Source organism: Streptomyces sp. CC208A (assembly GCF_030010625.1).
Lineage (GTDB): Bacteria > Actinomycetota > Actinomycetes > Streptomycetales > Streptomycetaceae > Streptomyces.
The window spans coordinates 189,028-206,907 of record NZ_JASCXN010000008.1; the positions used below are offsets into that span (position 1 = coordinate 189,028).

Below are 17,880 nucleotides of genomic sequence, written 5' to 3' on the forward strand. Positions count from 1 at the left end.
GGTCCGGGGCGCCCGCCGCCGGGGGAGCGTAGCTGTCGTCCGCCAACATCACCTACCTGCACGGGTGTTGACTTGCTACTCGCCGGTACCGATGATCGCGCCCATGGCAGCTACCACGGACGCGCTTCCGAAGTTCCCGCCCGGTTTCCTGTGGGGTGTCTCCACGGCGGCCCACCAGATCGAGGGCGCCGTCGAAGGGCGCGCGCCCTCGGTCTGGGACGTGTTCAGCGCCGAGGCCGGACGGATCAGGGACGGCTCGACGGCGGACGTGGCCTGCGACCACGTGGCCCGCTACCGCGAGGACGTGGCGCTCATCCGCGACCTGGGCGTGGACGCGTACCGCTTCTCGATCTCCTGGCCGCGGGTGCTCAGGCCCGGAGGCCTCGACTTCTACGACCGGCTGGTCGACGAACTGTGCGCCCAGGGCGTGCGACCGGTGCCGACCCTGTTCCACTGGGACCTGCCGGTGGAGGTCGAGGAGGCGGGCGGCTGGCTGGAGCGCGACACGGCGTCCCGCTTCGCCGCCTACGCCGCGACCGTCGCGGAGCGGCTCGGCGACCGCGTCCGGAAGTGGATCACCCTCAACGAGCCCGCCGAACACACCCTCCTCGGCCATGCGCTCGGCGAGCACGCCCCCGGCCGGAAGCTGCTGTTCGACGCGCTGCCCGTCGCCCACCACCAGCTGCTCGCGCACGGCCTCGCCGCGGGCGCGCTGCGCGCGGCCGGCGCCACGGACATCGGCATCGCCAACTCGCACGGCCCGACCTGGCCCGCCTCCGGCGAACAGGCCGACGTGGAGGCCGCCGACCTGTACGACACCATCCTCAACCGGCTGTTCTCCGACCCGCTGCTCCTGGGCCGCTACCCGGACGGATTCGCCGAGTCGATGCCGGGCGCCGACGTGGCCGCCGACCTGAAGGTGATCTCCGAGGGCACCCTCGACTGGTACGGGATCAACTTCTACCAGCCGACGAGGGCGGGCGCGCCCCGCGCCGAGGACGGGGAGTTCTCCGGCCTCACCCTCCCCGCCGAACTGCCCTTCTCCGTCAGGGAGATCGAGGGGTATCCGGTGACGGACTTCGGCTGGCCCGTCGTCCCGGACGCGCTCACCGAACTCCTCACCTCCTTCCAGGGCCGCTACGGCGACCGGCTCCCGCCCCTCGTCATCACGGAGAACGGCTGCGCGTACGAAGGCCTCGACGACCAGGCGCGGATCACCTACCTGGACGGGCATCTCCGGGCGCTGCACCGGGCGTTGGAGGCGGGCGTCGACGTCCGCGGCTACTTCGTCTGGTCGCTCATGGACAACTTCGAGTGGGCCGAGGGATACACGAAACGGTTCGGTCTCGTGCACGTCGACTACACGACCCAGACGCGCACCCCGAAGGCCTCGTACGGTTGGCTGCGGGACGCCCTGCGGGCCCAGCGGACATGACGGCCCTCGCCCTGGAGGAGCCGACCGAGCGGGTCGGACGCGGCTGGACCGCCGCGCTGTCGCTCGCCAACGGCGCGATCTGGGTGGGCTGGTACGGGCCCCTGCAGATCCTGCTCGCCCAGCAGGCCGCGGACTTCGCCCCCGGCACCGGCCTGTCGAAGGAGTCGCTGCTCGCCTGGGTGACCGGCCTCGGGGCGGTGGTGTCCCTGGTCGCCAACCCGCTCTTCGGCGCCCTCTCGGACCGGACCGTCTCCCGGTACGGGCGGCGCACACCCTGGATCGTGGCGGGGACGGCGGGCGGCGCCCTCTCCCTGCTGCTCCTCGGGACCGCGGACGGGGCCCCGCTGCTCTTCCTCGGCTGGTGCCTGGCCCAGCTGACGCTGAACGCCGCCTTCGCCGCGATCACCGCGGCCGTACCGGACCGGGTGCCGCGCCGGCAGCGGGGCGCGGTGGGTGGCTGGCTGGGCGCCGCGCAGATCCTCGGCGTGGTCGCCGGCACGGGACTCGCCACCCTGGCGGGCGGGGTGGGCGCCGGGTACGCGGCCTGCGCCGCCTTCACCCTGGTGGGCGTCGCCCCGTACGTCCTGCGCCACCCGGACCTGCGGCTCGCCGCCGCCGACCGGCCGGCCTGGTCCTGGCGGCGGTTCGCCGCAGGCTTCCGGCTGAGCCCCCGCGCCCATCCGGACCTGGCGTGGGCCTGGCTGACCCGCTTCCTGATCAACCTGGGCAACGCCCTGGTCCTGCTGTACCTCTACTACTACCTGCGCGACCGGCTGCACCACCCGGATCCGGAGACCGGGGTGCTGATCCTGACGGCGGTGAACGGCGTGACCCTGCTCGCCACGGTGGTGGCCGGCGGGATCTGGTCGGACCGCACCGGACGGCGCAAGCCGTTCGTCCTGTGGTCCGGCGTCCTGATGGCGGTGGCGACAGGACTCCTGGCCGGCTGGCAGACGTGGCACGGGACGCTTGCCGCCGCGGCCCTGCTCGGCGTCGGCTTCGGCGTCTTCACCTCCGTCGACTTCGCCCTGATGACGGACGTCCTGCCGACGGCCCACGACCGGGGCAAGGACCTGGGGGTCGTCAACATCGCGAACTCCCTCCCCCAGGTCGCCGCCCCGGCCCTGGCCGCCCCCCTCGTGAACCACCTGGGCGGATACCGGGTGCTGTACCTGGCGGCGGCCGGGGTGGGCCTGCTCGGGGCGCTGCTCGTCCGGCGGATCAAGGGAGTCGCCTGAGGAACCGTCGTCGTACGATCCACCCGGCGAACAGCCCGCGCCGACGCCCGGGCGCGGGCCGTTAGGGTGACGGGGTGACTCCGCCTCATGACGGCACGGCCCCGGACCCGTGGGACGCGGCGGCACTGCGGCTCCTGGACGACACGTACACCTTCGTGGCCACCGGCCCCCGGCGGCACGAGGACTGGGCGCACGACGTCCGCGCCGTGATGCACCGCTCGGTGGACGACCCCCGTGGCCGGCTCCGGCTGGACCGGGACCGCGACAACGACGTCCGCCACGCCAGGCCCGCCTACCCCTTCGCCCCACCGCCTGCCCCCGAGCTCCGCTCCCGCCTGTACCCCCTGGAGGCCGCCGCGGCCGCCGCGGCCGTCGCCGTCATGGCGGAGGAGTGGCAGGCGGAACCCGCGCCCGTCCGCTCCCGCCCCGACCACGAAGCCGTCCTGGCCGACGCCCGGACCCTCCTCCACCGCTACGGCCCCACCGCCGGCTACTGGACGAACGCGCTGACCGCCGCCCACGACCCGGCCCCGGACTTCGTCGGAGCGGGACTCGCCCGCACCCCGTCCCACCCCTTCGCCACCACCGAATACCTCAAAGGCCTGGACATCTTCGAGGACTTGGGCGTGATCGCGGTGAACGACGACGAGGTCGGGGTCTTCTGGTCGTTCGGCGCCTACTGAGGACAGGGCTGACGACAGGACCGACGACAGGACACGGGCGAGCCGGATCAGGCCGCCGCGTCCGCGCTCCGTACATGGAGATGACCGTCGAGCGGGAAAGAGGGAGGCGCCGCGGGAAGGATCCGGTCGAACGCGTAGCCGCACTTCACCGCGACACGGCAGGACGCCTGATTGTCCACCTGGTGGAGGAGTTCGAGGCGCTCCAGACCCCCGCCCCGGAAGGTGTCGAGCGCCCAGCCGGTGAGGGCCTCCAGCGCGCGAGGGGCGATGCCCCGCCCACGGGCCTGGGCGACCGTCCAGTAACCGACCTCGGCGGAGGGCCTGCCAGGGGCGACCTCCTTGAGCACCACATTGCCCACCAGCCGCGGCGGCGCCGCGCCGTCCGCCGCCTCATGGACGGCGAAGCCGAACCGAACCCCCTCCGCCCAGCCCTGCTCCTGCACCCGCACCCACCTCACCCCGTCCTCCTCGCACGTCGGCGAAGAGCCCGGCCCGCGGCGGAGAACGGGATCCCGGTACGCCTCGACCAACGCGGCGACGTCCTCCGCGCACCAGGGGCGAAGGAGGAGGGCTGGAGCGGCCGGCGTCGGAGCGGCCTCGAGTACGACGGAGGTGTTCACAGCCTCATCGTAGGCCGCACACCTGCCACTTGAGGCCGGTGGCATCAGCTCCACGGAAGCCTTGTCATCGACGCGAGGGGGCCGATCGGCGTGGTGACGTGCGCTGTCAGCCTGACCGGCATGACGAGGCGGGGGCTGAAGCAGCGGGTGCCCAAGGGACCGGACCACGGCCCGCAGCGGGCTTTGATCACCGCCGGTTTCGTCAGCAGGGTGGGCAACGGCCTCTTCAACACCGCCGCCATCCTCTACTTCACGTTCGTGGTGCACCTGCCGACCGCGCAGGTGGGGGTGGGGCTGACGATCGCCGGTCTCAGCGGCCTGGCGGTCGGCCTACCGGCGGGGAACCTGGCCGACCGGTACGGGCCGCGCACGGTCTGGCTGACGGCCCTCGCCCTGCAGGCCGTCACCATGGCGGCTTTCGTCCTCATCGACAGCTGGTGGGCGTTCACGCTCGTCGCCACCCTGGACCGACTGGCCGCCGCGGCGGCCAACGCGGCGGGCGGCGCACTCATCGCGCGAGCCGGCGGTGAACGCCCGGCCGCCTTCCGGGCCAGGCTCCGCACCTTCGTCAACCTCGGCGTCGTCGTGGGCACTTTGGGCGCGGCCTTCGCCCTCCAGGTCAACACGCGCCCCGCCTACACCGCGTTGATCCTCGCCAACGCCGCCAGCTTCGCCCTCGCCGGGCTGATCGCGTTCCTGGGCGTCCCGAACTACCGCCCCCTGCCCCGCCCGAAGGAACACCGCCGGTGGTCCGTCCTGGCCGGCCGGCCGTACGTGTCCTTCGTCGCGCTCTACAGCGCCATGGGCCTGCAGTACCAGACGGTCTCCCTGCTGCTGCCGATCTGGCTCACCGCCCACACCGACGCGCCGCGCTGGACGGTGGCGGCGGTCTACGCGATCAACAGCGGTGTCTGCGTGCTGCTCCAGAGCAGGCTCGGCTCCAGGGTGGAGACCCCACGCCAGGGCGGCCGCGCCTTCCGCCTCGCCGGGCTCCTGTTCCTCGTCAGCTGCCCGCTGATGGCACTGACGGCCGAGGCCCCCGCGTGGGTCGCACCGGTGCTCGCCGTCCTCGCGGTGTGCGTCCACAGCGTCGGAGAGGTGTGGGAGTCGTCGGCCGGCTTCGCACTCGGCTTCGGTCTCGCGCCCGACCACGCCCAGGGGCAGTACCAGGGCTTCTTCGGCATCGGCTTCGGCGCGGGCCAGGCACTCGCCCCCGTGATCCTGACCGGGGCGGTCCTCGCGCTCGGACACACGGGGTGGCTCCTCCTCGGCGTGCTCTTCGCGGCCCTGGGCGCCGCCGGCCCGCCGCTGGCCGCATGGGCCGAGCGGACCCGCCCCGCGACACCGGGCGGGGAAGACCCCGTACACCCCGTACGCGACCGGCGGGACGAGTCCTCGCTGCTGGAGGCCGACCACTGAGGGAGCCGAACGGGTGACGCCGGGGCGACGCGCGGTGTCCTCTGCTCTGACGGATCGATTCGCCCTTCGCCCGGCTTCGTAGGGTGAGCCCTGTTTCTTGATCATCTCCGGAAGGGCTCTCCCTGCCATGAAGCTGCGTTCCACCCTCGGTGCTTCCCTCGGCGCCCTCGCCCTCGTCCTGTCGACGGCCGGTTCGGCCCAGGCGGCCCAGGGCGACTTCCACTACAAGTACGTCGACGGCTACGGCCAGGAACAGCACGTCACCCTGCACGATCCGCACGGCGGCAAGTGCATCAACCTGCACGCCGTGGGCGACGACGAGGACCTGCCGGGCTACGGCCCGCACAACGACACCGATGCCGCCGTGACCGTCTACCTCGGCGCGAGCTGCCAGGGTCCCGAATGGCGGCTGAGGGCCCACGGAAAGCCGGCCAAGGACACCCTGGAGGTCCGCTCGGTACGCTTCGACGCCCCGATCGCCGAGTAGGACGGCCGACGGTCAAGAAGCGGTGCGCCGACGGGACGGCCCTCCGGGAGAGGCAGGGGCGCTCAGCCGCTCCCGGAGCGGCAGGCCGTCCTTGCCGGCAGCCGCACCGGCGACTCGGCCCGGCACGGGGAGCGAACGGCCGCGGTTGACTTGGAGCGCGCTCCAACGCCTAGCGTCCTGGGCGACGACCCCGACCCCAGGAGGCAGCAGCATGAACGACGTTCCCACCCGGTACCTGGGCGACCTGGCGGTCTCCGCGCAGGGCCTGGGATGCATGGGCATGAGCCACGGCTACGGCGCCGCGGACGACGCGCAGTCCGTCGCGACCCTGCACCGCGCCCTCGACCTCGGCGTGACCCTCCTGGACACCGCCGACTTCTACGGCGGCGGGCACAACGAGGAGCTGATCGGACGGGCCGTCGCCGGGCGCCGCGACGAGGTGGTGCTGGCCACGAAGTTCGGCTTCGCCAACCGTCTGGGCGAGCCCACCCGGGTCCGGGGCGACGCCGCCTACGTACGCCAGGCGTGCGAGGCGTCGCTGCGCCGGCTCGGGGTCGACCACATCGACCTCTACTACCAGCACCGGGTCGATCCGCAGGTGCCGATCGAGGAGACCGTCGGCGCGATGGCCGAACTCGTACAGGCCGGGAAGGTCCGCCACCTCGGCCTCTCCGAGGCCGGCGCGCGCACCGTCCGGCGGGCGCACGCGGTGCACCCGATCGCCGCGCTGCAGAGCGAGTGGTCGCTGTGGACCCGCGACCTGGAGGCGGAGATCGCCCCGGTCTGCCGCGAACTCGGCATCGGCCTGGTCCCGTTCTCCCCGCTCGGCCGCGGCTTCCTGACCGGCCGGTACAGCTCGCTCGAAGGGCTGGCCGAGACCGATGTACGGCGCACCCAGCCGCGTTTCGCCGACGGCAACCTCGAACGCAACCTGGCGGTCGTCGCGAAACTGAACGAGCTCGCCGATGCGAAGGGGGTCACCGCCGGCCGGCTCGCCCTGGCCTGGGTGCAGCACCGGGGTGACGACGTGGTGCCGATCCCCGGCACCCGGCGGCAGCACCACCTGGAGGAAAACCTCGCGGCCCTGGCCGTCGAGCTGTCCGCCGAGGACCTCGCCGCCATCGAGGCCGCCGCCCCGCCCGAGCGGATCGCGGGCACCCGCTACGACGCGACCAGCCTCACCTTCGTCGGCAACTGAGCCGAGCCGGCGTCAGTGGAACTCGTCGGGGTGCGGGCCCGTGCGCAGACCGCGGTCGAGACCGGCGACGGTACGCATCTCCTCGTCCGACAGGGAGAAGCCGAGGACGTCGAGGTTCTCGCGGATGCGGGCCGGGGTGACCGACTTGGGGATGACGACGGTGCCGAGCTGCAGGTGCCGGCGCAGCACGACCTGGGCGGGGGACTTGCCGTGGTCGGTGGCGATGGCCGCGAGGGCCGGCTCGTCGAGGACCGCGCCCTGGGCGAGCGGGCTCCACGCCTCGGTGGCGATGCCGTGCTCGGCGTGGAACGCGCGCAGCGCGGCCTGCTGGAGGCCGGGGTGCGGCTCGATCTGGTTGACGGCCGGTGTCAGCGTCGCCCCGTCGAGGAGCCGCCGCAGGTGAGCGGGCTGGAAGTCGGAGACGCCCGCCGCACGGACACGGCCCTCCTCGGCGAGGCGCTCCAGGGCCCGCCAGGAGTCGCGGTACAGGTCGCGGGCGGGAGCGGGCCAGTGGACGAGGTACAGGTCGACGTGGTCGAGACCGAGCCTGGCGAGGCCGGCGTCGAAGGCGCGCAGGGTGGCGTCGTACCCCTGGTCGGCGTTCCACACCTTGGTGGTGACGAACAGCTCCTCGCGGGGCAGCCCGGAGGCGGCGAGCGCACGGCCGACGCCGGCCTCGTTGCCGTAGACGGCGGCGGTCTCGTCGTCGGGGACCTGGAAGACGCCGAAGCCGAGCCGGGGGATCTCGACGCCGTTGTTCAGGGTGACGGTGGGGAGCGCGGGGCGGCGGACGGTGCCATGGCGTGCGGGCCTTTCTTCATCGGTGGGGGAGGGAGGGGCTCAGTGGTGTACGGGGGTACGGACGGGGACGGCGGACGCCTCGGCCGGTACGGCCGCGGGAGCGCGGCGCTCCAGCGCGGCGGACCAGAGGGCGAGCGCGAGCGCGGCGGCGGCGAGGGCGGCACCGACCCAGTTCGGGGCGGTGTAGCCGAGGCCGGCGGCGATGACGAGGCCGCCGAGCCAGGCGGCGAGCGCGTTGCCGAGGTTGAAGGCGCCGATGTTGACGGCGGAGGCCAGCGCCGGCGCGCCGTGCGCCTGGTCGAGGACGCGCTTCTGCAGCGGCGGCACGGTGGCGAAGCCGAGCGCCCCGACGAGGAGGACGGCGATCGCGGCGAGGACCTTGTCGTGGGCGGCCACGGTGAACAGCGCGAGAACGATCGCGAGCCCGCCGAGGGTGGCGTACAGGAGGGGCATCAGCGCACGGTCGGCGTACCGGCCGCCGAGCAGGTTGCCGAGGAACATGCCGGCACCGAAGAGGACGAGGAGCCAGGTGACCGCGCCGTCGGAGTAGCCGGCGACCTCGGTCATCATCGGTGCGATGTAGGTGATCGCGGCGAAGACACCGCCGAAACCGAGCACGGTCATCGCCATCGCGAGCAGCACCTGCGGATTGCGGAACGCGGTCAGCTCCCCGCGTAGGCGGGCGCCCTCGGGGCGGGGCAGGGCGGGCACGAGCCTGGCGATGCCGAGGAGGCCGATCACCCCGAGCAGGGCGACGATCGCGAAGGTGGTGCGCCAGCCGACCGCCTGCCCGATGAAGGTGCCGAGCGGTACGCCGACGACGTTGGCGACCGTCAGGCCGGTGAACATGGTGGCGATGGCGCCGGCCTTCCTGTCCGGGGAGACGAGGCCGGCGGCGACCACGGACCCGATCCCGAAGAACGAGCCGTGGGCGAGCGAGGCGATCACGCGACCGGTCAGCATCGTCCCGAAGTCCGGTGCGAGGGCGGAGAGCACGTTGCCGAGCACGAAAAGTCCCATCAGCAGCATGAGCATCCGCTTGCGGCTCACCTTGTTGCCGAGGACGGTCAGCAGCGGCGCGCCGACGACGACGCCGAGCGCGTACCCGGTGACCAGCAGGCCCGCGGCGGGGATGGAGACACCGTAGTCGGCGGCGATCTCCGGCAGCAGTCCCATGATCACGAACTCGGTCGTGCCGATCCCGAAGGCCCCGACTGCCAGGGCGAGGAGTGCGAGCGGCATGGCTCAGCCCTTCCGTAAATACTTGATTGAGCTCTTTACTCGCCTCAACAATAATTGCAGACGCGCCATAAGTGTAAACGTGGGTAGTCGCTGCACTCGGGATGACGGTGATCGCATGCGTGAGCTGCCGACGTTTGAGGCCGGAGCGAGGGGTGAGGCGCAGGGGTGACGGCGTACGCCCCTCGACGGGAGGAGTCGGCCATGTCGCTGCTCGACGGACGGCGCGTCCTGGTTCTGACCACGAACTACGGAACGGATGAACGGGAGCTGCGCAAACCGGTGGAGGCGCTGCGCGAGGCGGGCGCCCGTGTCACCGTCGCCGCCCAGGAGGAGAAGCCCGTACGGACCCTCGTCTCCGACCGGGAACCGGGCGCCGAGATCGCACCCGACACGGTCATCGCGGACGTCGAGGCCGACGAGTTCGACGCGGTCGTGGTCCCCGGCGGCACCGTCAACGCCGACACCCTGCGTACCGACGAGGACGCGCGACGGCTCGTGACCGCGTTCGCCGAGGCGGGCAAGCCGGTGGCCGCCATCTGCCACGGCCCCTGGCTGCTGGCCGACGCCGGCCTCGTCACCGACCGGGAGGTCACCTCGTACCCCTCGCTGCGGCAGGACCTCTCCCGCGCCGGCGGCAGCTGGATCGACCGGAAGGTCGTCGTCGACACGGACGGCGGCTTCCCCTTGATCACCTCCCGCAGGCCGGGCGACCTCGACGCCTTCTCCTCGGCCCTCGTCCAGGCCGTCCAGGCCCGGTCCCCGGCCTGAGACAAGGCGGAGCTACAAGGGGGCGGGGCGGATCAGGCGACGCGGGTGCAGACGTGGACGGACTCGCTGCCGCCCCGCTCCGTGTGAACGATGCGCAGGACGTCGTTCTTGTAGGTGACCTTCAACTGCTGGCCGTCGCCGGTGCCGTGGTGGCCCGGAGGCTTCCAGGGGAGCAGGAGGGACGCGCCTTCCTCGACCTCCTTGGGGACGGTGAGGGCCTCGCCGCCGGTCAGTTTGTCCACGTCCTGGGGCGCGTCGTACACGTCGACGCGCAGGTGGCCGCCGCGCAGCAGCCAGCCGCCGGACCAGGTGACGGAGGTGCCTTCACCGGCCCAGACGAGGGTGAAACCGCCGTTGCCGCCGCCGTCCGCCAGCACGGTCACCGTGCCCTTGACCGTCTCGCCCCCGGGGGTCGTGGACTCCAGGGTCCACTTGCCCTTGACGAAGGCGTCGAAGGCCCGGCTCATCACACCGGCCGTGGTCGGGGAGGGGACGGGACCGGTCCCGGTCGCCGCCCCGCCCGCCGGTGCCGCCTTCCCGCCCTCGCCGGTGCAGGCCGCGACGAGGGTGGAGGCCGCTCCGATCGCCAGGTAACGCAGGGCGTTGCGGCGCCCTATGAGCCGCGCGGCCGCCCGTATGTCTCGTACCGTCATCAAGTAGCCCCCGTATCAGGCAGGCTGGATCATCGGCGCCATCATAGGCACCGTCGACCGACCATGATCGTCGGCCGGACGGCCACCGGAGCGTGACGACCTGGCCAACAGTCATGCAGGGAGGGCCTGTCCATCGGATCACGCCCCTCATAAGCTGCGGTGATGGACCGAGCCGCAGACAGACCCGAGAGCCTCGCCCCACCCGCAGAACCGGCCCGCGTGAACGACTACGACGACTTCGCCGAGGCGTACGCGACGGAGAACGAGCACAGTCTCGTGAACGCGTACTACGAGCGGCCCGCGATGCTGGCCCTGGCCGGAGAGGTGGCCGGCCGGCGGGTCCTGGACGCCGGCTGCGGCTCGGGCCCCCTGTCCGCCGCGCTGCGCGACCGCGGCGCGGTCGTCACCGGCATCGACGCCAGCGCCGGGATGCTGGCGCTGGCCAGGCGGCGGCTCGGTGCCGACGTACCCCTCCACCGGGCCGACCTGCGCGACCGACTGCCGTTCGAAGACGGCGCGTTCGACGACGTGGTCGCGTCGCTGGTGCTGCACTACCTGGAGGACTGGGGCCCGACACTGGCCGAACTGCGGCGGGTGCTCAGGCCCGGCGGCCGGCTGATCGCGTCGGTCGACCACCCCTTCGTGGCCTACACCTTCCAGGAACCCCGGCCCGACTACTTCGCGACCACCAGCTACACCTTCGACTGGACGCTCGGCGGGCGGTCCGCCCCCATGAAGTTCTGGCGCAAGCCGCTGCACGAGATGACCGAAGCCCTCACCACCGCGGGCTTCCGCCTTTCCGCCCTCAGCGAGCCGCAGCCCGATCCGGCCGCCCGCGCACTCTTCCCCGACGACTTCCACGGCCTCGCGACCACCCCCTGCTTCCTCTTCTTCGTCGTCGAGGTTCCTCCGGCGGCGCCGGACCGCTAGCGCTCTCCCGCTTCCCGACGGGCGTTGAGCCGGGCGGTCCGACGCGTCAGGCGGTCGCGCTCGTGGAGGTACGCCGCCGCCGCGGTGTGGCGAGGAAGCGAGGAGTCCAGCGCTGCGAGCTCCGCCAGGCCGGGCCGGCCGTTGACCGTGCACTCCCGGACCGTGAGCCGGCCCGGGAGGGTCCGGTCGGCGAGGAAGCGGGGGACGGGCTCGGCCCCCTCGACCGGGTGGAGCGTGGCCGTGACGAGTCCGCCGCAGTCACCGACGGCACCAGGGTCGGGCAGGCCGATGAGGGCGGAGATGCCCCTGGCCTCCCCGCCCTTCTTGAACTGCCTTATGAGGTCGGCCGGGTCGGTCGTGCTGTCGTCCGTCGTACCAGCGGGCGTACGTCTCCTTGGGCGATGTCCTCGGCCTCGGCCGGGGACCCCAGCATCGGGTACGCGAGGTTGATCAGCCGGCGGCGCTCGGCGAGACCTCGCCCAAGGAGCGGCCCGCCTGCCCCCCGCCGGGACTGGTGGGAACCCTCCAAGCCCGGCAGGGCATCGTTGTGCCCGGTCAAGATCACCCGATCCCCTCGCGCGGCCGCAGACTGACGGGACGGGGCGACCGGGGCGAGGCCGCCGCGTCCCTCTCCGTGACGACCCCTGGGAGACCACACCGTGAGCGAACGCGTCATCACACCCAAGAGCCGGGGCTTCCTGTTCCTCGACTCCCACCCCGGCGGCTGCCGGCGACTGGTGGACGAGACGTGGCAGGCCGTCCCGGCTCCGGCCTCGGTCCCGGCGGGGGGTGAAGGGCCGGTGGCCCTGGTGATCGGCTCGTCCGCCGGGTACGGCCTGGCCGCCACGATCGCGGGCCTGGCCCGTGCCGGTATCCGCGGCATCGGCGTGTGCTTCGAGAAGGCGCCCGCACGGCGTACCGGAACGGCCGGCTGGTACCGCACCGCCGCCACCGCCCGGCTCGCCCGAGAGCACGGGCGGGACATGGTCTTCCTCAACGGTGACGCGTTCAGCGACACCGTCAAGGAGCAGGTCGCCGACCTCCTCGCCGAGCGGTTCGGGGGACGGCTCGACTTCCTGGTCTACTCGGTGGCCGCGCCCCGCCGCACCGACCCGGACACCGGCGACGTGTACGCCTCGGTCCTCAAGCCGGTCGGTTCGCCGCACACCACCAAGACCCTCGTCTTCGACGAGAACGGCGCTCCGGAGGTCAAGGAGGTCACCACCGCGCCGGCCGAGGGCGACGACATCGCACAGACCGTGGAGGTGATGGGCGGCGCCGACTGGGAACGGTGGATCACGTTCCTGGCCGAGCGGTCGCTGCTCGCCGACGGCTTCACCACCGCCGCCCTGTCCTACATCGGCTCGCCGCTCACCGCGGCGATCTACCGGCAGGGCACCATCGGCGCCGCGAAGTCCCATCTGGAGGCCACCGCACGCACGCTGGACGAGCGCCTCGCCAAGACCGTGGGAGGCAGGGCCGTGACCTCGGTCAACGCGGCTGCCGTCACCCAGTCCTCCACCGCCATCCCCGGCATCGCCCTGTACGTCGGGCTGCTGCGTGGTGTCCTCGGCGACGCCATGGTGGCCCCGGTCGGGCAACTGGTGCAGCTATGGGACCAGTTGACAGGTGTCAGGCCCCTCGCTCTCGACGAGGAGGGCCGGGTCCGCCTCGACACCTGGGAACTCGACCCCGCCGTGCAGAACGCCGTCGCCGAACGCTGGGCCGCCGCCACCAGTGACACCGTCACCGACCTCGCCGACCTCGACTGGTTCGGCGATGAAGTCCGCCGCCTCTACGGCTTCTCCGTCCCCGGCGTCGACTACACCGCCGCCGTCGAGACCGATGTCCCCTGGCCCGACCCCACCGCCTGACCCGAACCGTCCCCGCCCGGGAGGCGCGACGGCTCCGACCATCCGGTCCTGTCAGCCCAGGAACTCCATCAGCCGGTCGTTCAGCAGCTCCGGCGCCGTGAGGGGCAGGGAGTGGTGGGTGGCCCCGGGAAGCAGGGCCACCTCACCCTGCGGGAGCAGCCGGCGGGCCCGCTCGGCGACCTCGGCGGAGCGGTGGGCGCGACTGCGCTCCGCGAGCAGGGTCAGCACCGGCACACGGAGACCGGCGGTCCGGGGGCGGCCGCCGACGACGAGCTTGCGGCCGGGAACGGTGGTGGCCAGCGCGTAGAGGCGCTGCCACGTCTCATCCGGGTCGGTGCCCGCCGTCTCCCAGGCGAGGAAGGCGCGGGCCCGGGCCTCGCTCGGGCGGATCAGGGCGGGCAGTGCGCGCAGCAGATAACCGGGGCGGAACCCGGCGAAGACCTGAGTGGGATCGACGAGGGCGAGACGGTCGACCCGCTGCGGCGCGTGCAGGGCGTACCTGACGGCCAGCCAGGCGCCGTACGAATGACCGCACATGTGGGTGCGGACGAGCCCGAGGCCGTCCAGCAGCGCGTCCAGCCAGGCGGTCGGATCGGCGGCGCTCTTCAAAGGCGCCCCCCGTCGTTCGGTGCGGCCGGCGTCGCCCATCAGATCCACCGCGTGGACCCGGTAACGCCTGCCGAGAGCAGGGGCGTTGGCGAACCAGACCAGTCCGGTGGCCGAACCACCGGGCAGCAGCAGGAGCGGACTGCCGTCCGGCGGACCGTACAGGTGGACCCGGGTGCGCCCGTACGGCGTGACGACGTCGCGCTCCTCGGTGGACGCGGGCCAGCGGGCGCGGAGCTCGTCGTAGGCGAAGTCGAAAGCGGACGGAGTCACGGGCATTCCTCTCGCTCAACGATTATCTCGCTCGGCGAGATATTATGCCCGGAACGGAGGGGAACGGAAGGAACGGGCACGGAAGGAATGGGCATGGACGATCAGGGCCCGGCGAAGGAACTGGTCCACCTGCTGCGCGCGGTGACCGTGGAACTCGACCTGCTGGGCGCCGAGTTCGCCACGCGCCACGGGCTGCACCCCACCGATGTGCGCGCACTGGTCCACCTGCTGGACGCGGCCCGGGCCGGTACCCGCCCCACCCCCGGCCGGCTCGGTGAGCAACTGCGCCTGAACTCCGCCGGAACCACCGCCCTGGTGGACCGGCTGGAGCGGCTCGGGCTGGTCCGGCGCACCAGGGACACCACCGATCGGCGGCGCGTACTGCTGGAGGTGGAGGAGAAGGCCACGGAACTCGGCTGGGCCTTCTTCGGACCGGTGATCGGTGAAGTGGTGAAGGCCGCCGAGGGTTTCGAGGCAGAGGAGTTGGAGACGGTACGCCGCTTCCTGGCCTCGGTCCTGGAGTCCGTCAGCCGGGTCCGCCCGTCCTGAAGGGCGTCGGCGCGGCGGGACGAGAACCGGATCAGGGCAACTGGGGCGGGGTCCAGACGTGGTGCCGGAGGATCATGCGGGTGGCGAGCGAGGAGGGCGTCAACCGCATCGCCGTGTTGCGCAGGGCGACGGCCAGGGGGTGGGAGAGCCGCTGGCCCATCCGTCCGGCCTGCCGGGCGGCCCGTGCGACGGCCTGGCTGCGAGGCCGACGCTCGGCGTCGTAGCGGGCGAGCCCGGCTTCGACCGTGGGCGCTGTGGCGAGCGCGGCAGCCAGGGTGACCGCGTCCTCCAGCGCCTGACAGGCGCCCTGCCCGAGATGCGGGGTCATCGCGTGGGCCGCGTCGCCGAGCAGTGCCACCCGCCCGACCACGTACGAGGGGAGCGGCGTGCGGAGTTCGTTCACGTCGTGGTGCAGCACGGCCTCGGGCCGGGTGGCGTCGAGCAGCGCGGGGATCGGGTCGTGCCAGCCGTGGAAGCGCCGGCGCACTTCGGCCAGCGGGTCGGCGAACCGTGTACGGGCGGGAAGGCTCAGGACCGCATGCCACTCGGCCCGCCCGTCCTGGAAGGCGATGTGCCCGAACTCGGCCCCCTGCCCCCAGGTCAGCTCGAAGTCCGTGCGCAGTCCGACCGGTCGCTCCGTGATGCCGCGCAGCACCGTCGAGCCGCTGTGGGCCGGACCGGGATGGGCGGGAAAGAGACGGCTGCGCAGCCCGCTGCCGACGCCGTCGGCCGCCACCACCAGATCGGCGTCCAGCACCGTGTCACGGCAGCCGACGCGAACCCTCCCGGGGCCGATCGGCTCGAAGGAGACCACCTCCGAGCCGATCAGCAGCGTCTCGGCGGGCAACGAGTCGCGCAGCAACTGGTGCAAGGCGGAGCGGGGAATGCCCGTGATCGGCGTGCCCACCGCCCTCTCCAGGGCCGCCCCGTCCATCCGGGTCAGCCAACCGCCCCGAGGCGTGCGGGTACCGCCGCTGTACTGGCCCCGCGAAGCACCCCGCACCGCTTCACCGACACCGAGCTCGTCCAGGGCCCGCAGACCGTTGGCGGCCAGCGAGATGCCCGCCCCCGCGTCGTCGAGCGAGGAGGCGCGCTCGACGACCGTCACGTCCCAGCCGATACGACGCAGCCCGACCGCGGCGGCCAGCCCGCCGATGCCGCCCCCGACCACCACTGCCGTCCTGCCCATACCGGACCCCCTTCCTTCTACACCTGTAGAAAAAGACCCTACCCAATCCTCTACAGGTGTAGAAAGGAGGTCATGGCTTCGGATCGTCGTACCCACCTCGCGGACGCGGCTCTCGACGTACTCGCCGACGAAGGGATCCGCGGCCTGACCCACCGTGCGGTGGACCGCCAAGCGGCCATGCCCCCCGGCACCACCTCGGCCTATTTCCGCACCCGTGCCGCGCTGCTCACCGCACTCGTCACCCGTCTGGTCCACCTCGACCAGACGGAACTGCAGACGATGGCCGAACACCTCCCGCCCCTGCGCACCGTCGAGGAACTGGTGGACGGCATCGAACTGCTCACCCGCCACCGCCTCACCGGAGAAGGCCGCCGCCGCTCGCTGGCCCGCTACGCCTGCGCCGTCGAGAGCGTCCGCGACCCCGAGCTGCGCGAGATCCTCGTCCCCCGCGAGAACGCCGGCCGCGAGGCCGTCCGGCAGTTCCTCGCCGCGCACGGCGTGACGGACGTCGAGAACCGCACCGACACCCTGCTGGCCTGCATCGACGGCCTGGTCTTCGACCGGCTGGCAAGCAGCGGGGAGGTACCGCGCGAGGCCCTCGAAGGCCTGGTCACCGCGGCCCTCCGCTAGATGGCGGACCCCACTGGCCTGCTCCCCGCCTGTGCGGGCCCCTTATAAGGAGCTCCTTCCCCGGACCTTCCCCGGACCAGCGAACGATCTCGAGGCCAAGCCGTAGGCTGCCCGGCATGGCGCGATTCGACGAGGTCTTGACGACGTTCTGGGCCAGGGGTGGCGGTGGTGCCGGCAGCATTCCGCCGCCTCTGACGGACGCGGCGGTGAGGGAAGCCGAGGGCGTGCTCGGCGTGACGCTGCCCGCGGCCCTGCTCGACCTCCTGCGGGTCCAGAACGGCGGCATCGCGGCCGCCGATCACGATGCGTTCCCCACCCGTCGGCCGACCTCGTGGAGCGAAGACCACGTTCCCTTCGACATCCTGATGGGCATCGGGAGGTACGAGGAGACGACGTCGCTGCTCGACACGCCCTACCTGGTCACCGAATGGGGGCTGCCGTCGCCGATCGTGCTCCTCTCCGGGGACGGGCACTACTGGATCGGTCTCGACTACCGGGCCTGCGGCCCGGACGGCGACCCCTCGATCACCTGGTTCGACGCCGAGCTCGGCACCGAACTCGCCCTGGCCGGTGACTTCAGGACGTTCGTAGAGGAACTCACCGCAAGCAGCGCTTTCACTCTCGACTCCGACGACGTCGCACCGGGTGGAAGCCGGCGCAGCAGTCCTACGGGAGCGCTCTGAGCCCGAAGCCGCGCGGAGTCGTGCCGGACCAGCAGGGTCGCGAGCTCGGTACGCAGGGCCTCCACGTCGCCCCATGCCTCCAGCATCGCCGTACCTCTCGGCTTCGTTCCGCGGGCTCGCCCGAGATGTCGGCGCGGGCCAGCTGCTCGGCCTGGCCGACCCGGGTCTGGACTTGCCGCCGCCGTCCTGCATCCTGGCCGCGCTTACGATCCTTGCCCGCCGGAGGGTACGGGGCGTGGCTGCACGCCCCCGCCCGCTAGGGGAACCCGCAGGGCAACGGACCGCTGTCGGGCGGTCATGGCACGGGAAAATCGCCCAGACTCTGCTGCCTACAGAGACCGAAGTTGACATGGGATTACCAGATCCGTACTGTCCTCCGAGTTGTCCGACGTGAGCACCGACCTCGGTCGGCCCCGGACAGCCATTCCGCAAGACCCACTCAGCCTGACGGCTGCGATTCGTCGCGCCGTCTTGCTTTTGTGAGCTTTATGGAATGGAGGACCCCAGCCGAAGTGGCTTGGGCGCATGCCGCCCGATTCGCATCGGGGGCGGGGAATCCGCTAAAGTCTCACCCGTCGGAACGGCCCAACGGCCGGGAAGGC

General features: G+C 72.4%; 18 protein-coding genes. 12 read left to right on the forward strand and 6 right to left on the reverse strand.

Annotated features, from left to right (window positions below; translation table 11 throughout):
• The first annotated feature begins 91 nt into the window (after positions 1 to 91).
• The 3 genes from QK442_RS12265 to QK442_RS12275 all read left to right on the forward strand — a co-directional run bounded on the left by QK442_RS12265 (position 92) and on the right by QK442_RS12275 (position 3,356).
• Positions 92 to 1,435 (forward strand): GH1 family beta-glucosidase, encoded by a 1,344-nt coding sequence (locus QK442_RS12265; RefSeq protein ID WP_282693927.1) that lies wholly within the window; start codon positions 92 to 94, stop codon positions 1,433 to 1,435.
• On the forward strand, positions 1,432 to 2,673 hold the full coding sequence (locus QK442_RS12270) for an MFS transporter (RefSeq protein WP_282693928.1): 1,242 nt from the start codon (positions 1,432 to 1,434) through the stop codon (positions 2,671 to 2,673). Before QK442_RS12265 ends, QK442_RS12270 begins: the two co-directional genes overlap by 4 nt.
• A 74-nt stretch (positions 2,674 to 2,747) precedes the next feature.
• Positions 2,748 to 3,356, forward strand: a complete 609-nt coding sequence (locus tag QK442_RS12275; protein ID WP_282693929.1) for a hypothetical protein — start codon at positions 2,748 to 2,750, stop codon at positions 3,354 to 3,356.
• A 47-nt stretch (positions 3,357 to 3,403) separates the two neighbouring features.
• Here QK442_RS12275 and QK442_RS12280 read toward each other — a convergent pair whose 3' ends face one another.
• Positions 3,404 to 3,976: a GNAT family N-acetyltransferase gene (locus tag QK442_RS12280; protein WP_349239648.1), complete on the reverse strand. Its 573-nt coding sequence runs from the start codon at positions 3,974 to 3,976 to the stop codon at positions 3,404 to 3,406.
• Positions 3,977 to 4,096: 120 nt separating this feature from the next.
• Here QK442_RS12280 and QK442_RS12285 point away from each other — a divergent pair, with 120 nt between their 5' ends.
• The 3 genes from QK442_RS12285 (at position 4,097) to QK442_RS12295 (ending at position 7,080) form a co-directional block, all read left to right on the forward strand.
• A complete protein-coding gene (locus QK442_RS12285) occupies positions 4,097 to 5,395 on the forward strand; it encodes an MFS transporter (RefSeq protein ID WP_282693931.1) in 1,299 nt (432 codons plus the stop codon).
• A 127-nt stretch (positions 5,396 to 5,522) separates the two neighbouring features.
• Positions 5,523 to 5,882, forward strand: coding sequence for a hypothetical protein (locus QK442_RS12290; protein WP_282693932.1), 360 nt, complete (start codon positions 5,523 to 5,525; stop codon positions 5,880 to 5,882).
• A gap of 211 nt (positions 5,883 to 6,093) precedes the next feature.
• Positions 6,094 to 7,080 carry an aldo/keto reductase gene (locus tag QK442_RS12295; RefSeq protein WP_282693933.1) on the forward strand — a complete coding sequence of 329 codons (987 nt, stop codon included), beginning with the start codon at positions 6,094 to 6,096 and terminating at the stop codon, positions 7,078 to 7,080.
• A gap of 12 nt (positions 7,081 to 7,092) precedes the next feature.
• Here QK442_RS12295 and QK442_RS12300 read toward each other — a convergent pair whose 3' ends face one another.
• Both QK442_RS12300 and QK442_RS12305 read right to left on the reverse strand, forming a co-directional pair.
• Positions 7,093 to 7,842, reverse strand: coding sequence for an aldo/keto reductase (locus tag QK442_RS12300; protein WP_282693956.1), 750 nt, complete (start codon positions 7,840 to 7,842; stop codon positions 7,093 to 7,095).
• A 78-nt stretch (positions 7,843 to 7,920) separates the two neighbouring features.
• Complete coding sequence (locus QK442_RS12305) at positions 7,921 to 9,123, reverse strand: MFS transporter (protein ID WP_282693934.1); 1,203 nt, start codon at positions 9,121 to 9,123, stop codon at positions 7,921 to 7,923.
• Positions 9,124 to 9,324: 201 nt separating this feature from the next.
• Between QK442_RS12305 and QK442_RS12310 the strand changes: the two genes are divergently transcribed.
• On the forward strand, positions 9,325 to 9,891 hold the full coding sequence (locus QK442_RS12310; RefSeq protein WP_282693935.1) for a type 1 glutamine amidotransferase domain-containing protein: 567 nt from the start codon (positions 9,325 to 9,327) through the stop codon (positions 9,889 to 9,891).
• A gap of 32 nt (positions 9,892 to 9,923) precedes the next feature.
• On the opposite strand, the gene QK442_RS12315 is transcribed toward QK442_RS12310, so the two are convergent.
• Positions 9,924 to 10,544: a hypothetical protein gene (locus QK442_RS12315; RefSeq protein ID WP_282693936.1), complete on the reverse strand. Its 621-nt coding sequence runs from the start codon at positions 10,542 to 10,544 to the stop codon at positions 9,924 to 9,926.
• A 162-nt stretch (positions 10,545 to 10,706) separates the two neighbouring features.
• Between QK442_RS12315 and QK442_RS12320 the strand changes: the two genes are divergently transcribed.
• Positions 10,707 to 11,474 carry a class I SAM-dependent methyltransferase gene (locus QK442_RS12320; protein WP_282693937.1) on the forward strand — a complete coding sequence of 256 codons (768 nt, stop codon included), beginning with the start codon at positions 10,707 to 10,709 and terminating at the stop codon, positions 11,472 to 11,474.
• Between the two features lie 659 nt (positions 11,475 to 12,133).
• Positions 12,134 to 13,348 carry an enoyl-[acyl-carrier-protein] reductase FabV gene (fabV, locus tag QK442_RS12330; protein ID WP_282693938.1) on the forward strand — a complete coding sequence of 405 codons (1,215 nt, stop codon included), beginning with the start codon at positions 12,134 to 12,136 and terminating at the stop codon, positions 13,346 to 13,348.
• Between the two features lie 51 nt (positions 13,349 to 13,399).
• Here fabV and QK442_RS12335 read toward each other — a convergent pair whose 3' ends face one another.
• On the reverse strand, positions 13,400 to 14,233 hold the full coding sequence (locus QK442_RS12335) for an alpha/beta hydrolase (protein WP_282693939.1): 834 nt from the start codon (positions 14,231 to 14,233) through the stop codon (positions 13,400 to 13,402).
• A gap of 87 nt (positions 14,234 to 14,320) precedes the next feature.
• On the opposite strand from QK442_RS12335, the gene QK442_RS12340 reads away from it, so the two are divergent.
• Positions 14,321 to 14,776 (forward strand): helix-turn-helix domain-containing protein, encoded by a 456-nt coding sequence (locus QK442_RS12340; protein ID WP_282693940.1) that lies wholly within the window; start codon positions 14,321 to 14,323, stop codon positions 14,774 to 14,776.
• A gap of 31 nt (positions 14,777 to 14,807) precedes the next feature.
• Here the strand turns inward: QK442_RS12340 and QK442_RS12345 are convergent, their stop codons facing one another.
• Positions 14,808 to 15,965, reverse strand: coding sequence for an FAD-dependent monooxygenase (locus QK442_RS12345; protein ID WP_282693941.1), 1,158 nt, complete (start codon positions 15,963 to 15,965; stop codon positions 14,808 to 14,810).
• A gap of 72 nt (positions 15,966 to 16,037) precedes the next feature.
• Between QK442_RS12345 and QK442_RS12350 the strand changes: the two genes are divergently transcribed.
• Both QK442_RS12350 and QK442_RS12355 read left to right on the forward strand, forming a co-directional pair.
• The gene (locus QK442_RS12350) at positions 16,038 to 16,595 is read left to right on the forward strand and encodes a TetR family transcriptional regulator C-terminal domain-containing protein (protein WP_282693942.1); all 558 of its coding nucleotides are present in this window, start codon (positions 16,038 to 16,040) and stop codon (positions 16,593 to 16,595) included.
• Positions 16,596 to 16,711: 116 nt separating this feature from the next.
• The gene (locus QK442_RS12355; RefSeq protein ID WP_282693943.1) at positions 16,712 to 17,278 is read left to right on the forward strand and encodes an SMI1/KNR4 family protein; all 567 of its coding nucleotides are present in this window, start codon (positions 16,712 to 16,714) and stop codon (positions 17,276 to 17,278) included.
• The last annotated feature ends 602 nt before the right edge of the window (positions 17,279 to 17,880 follow it).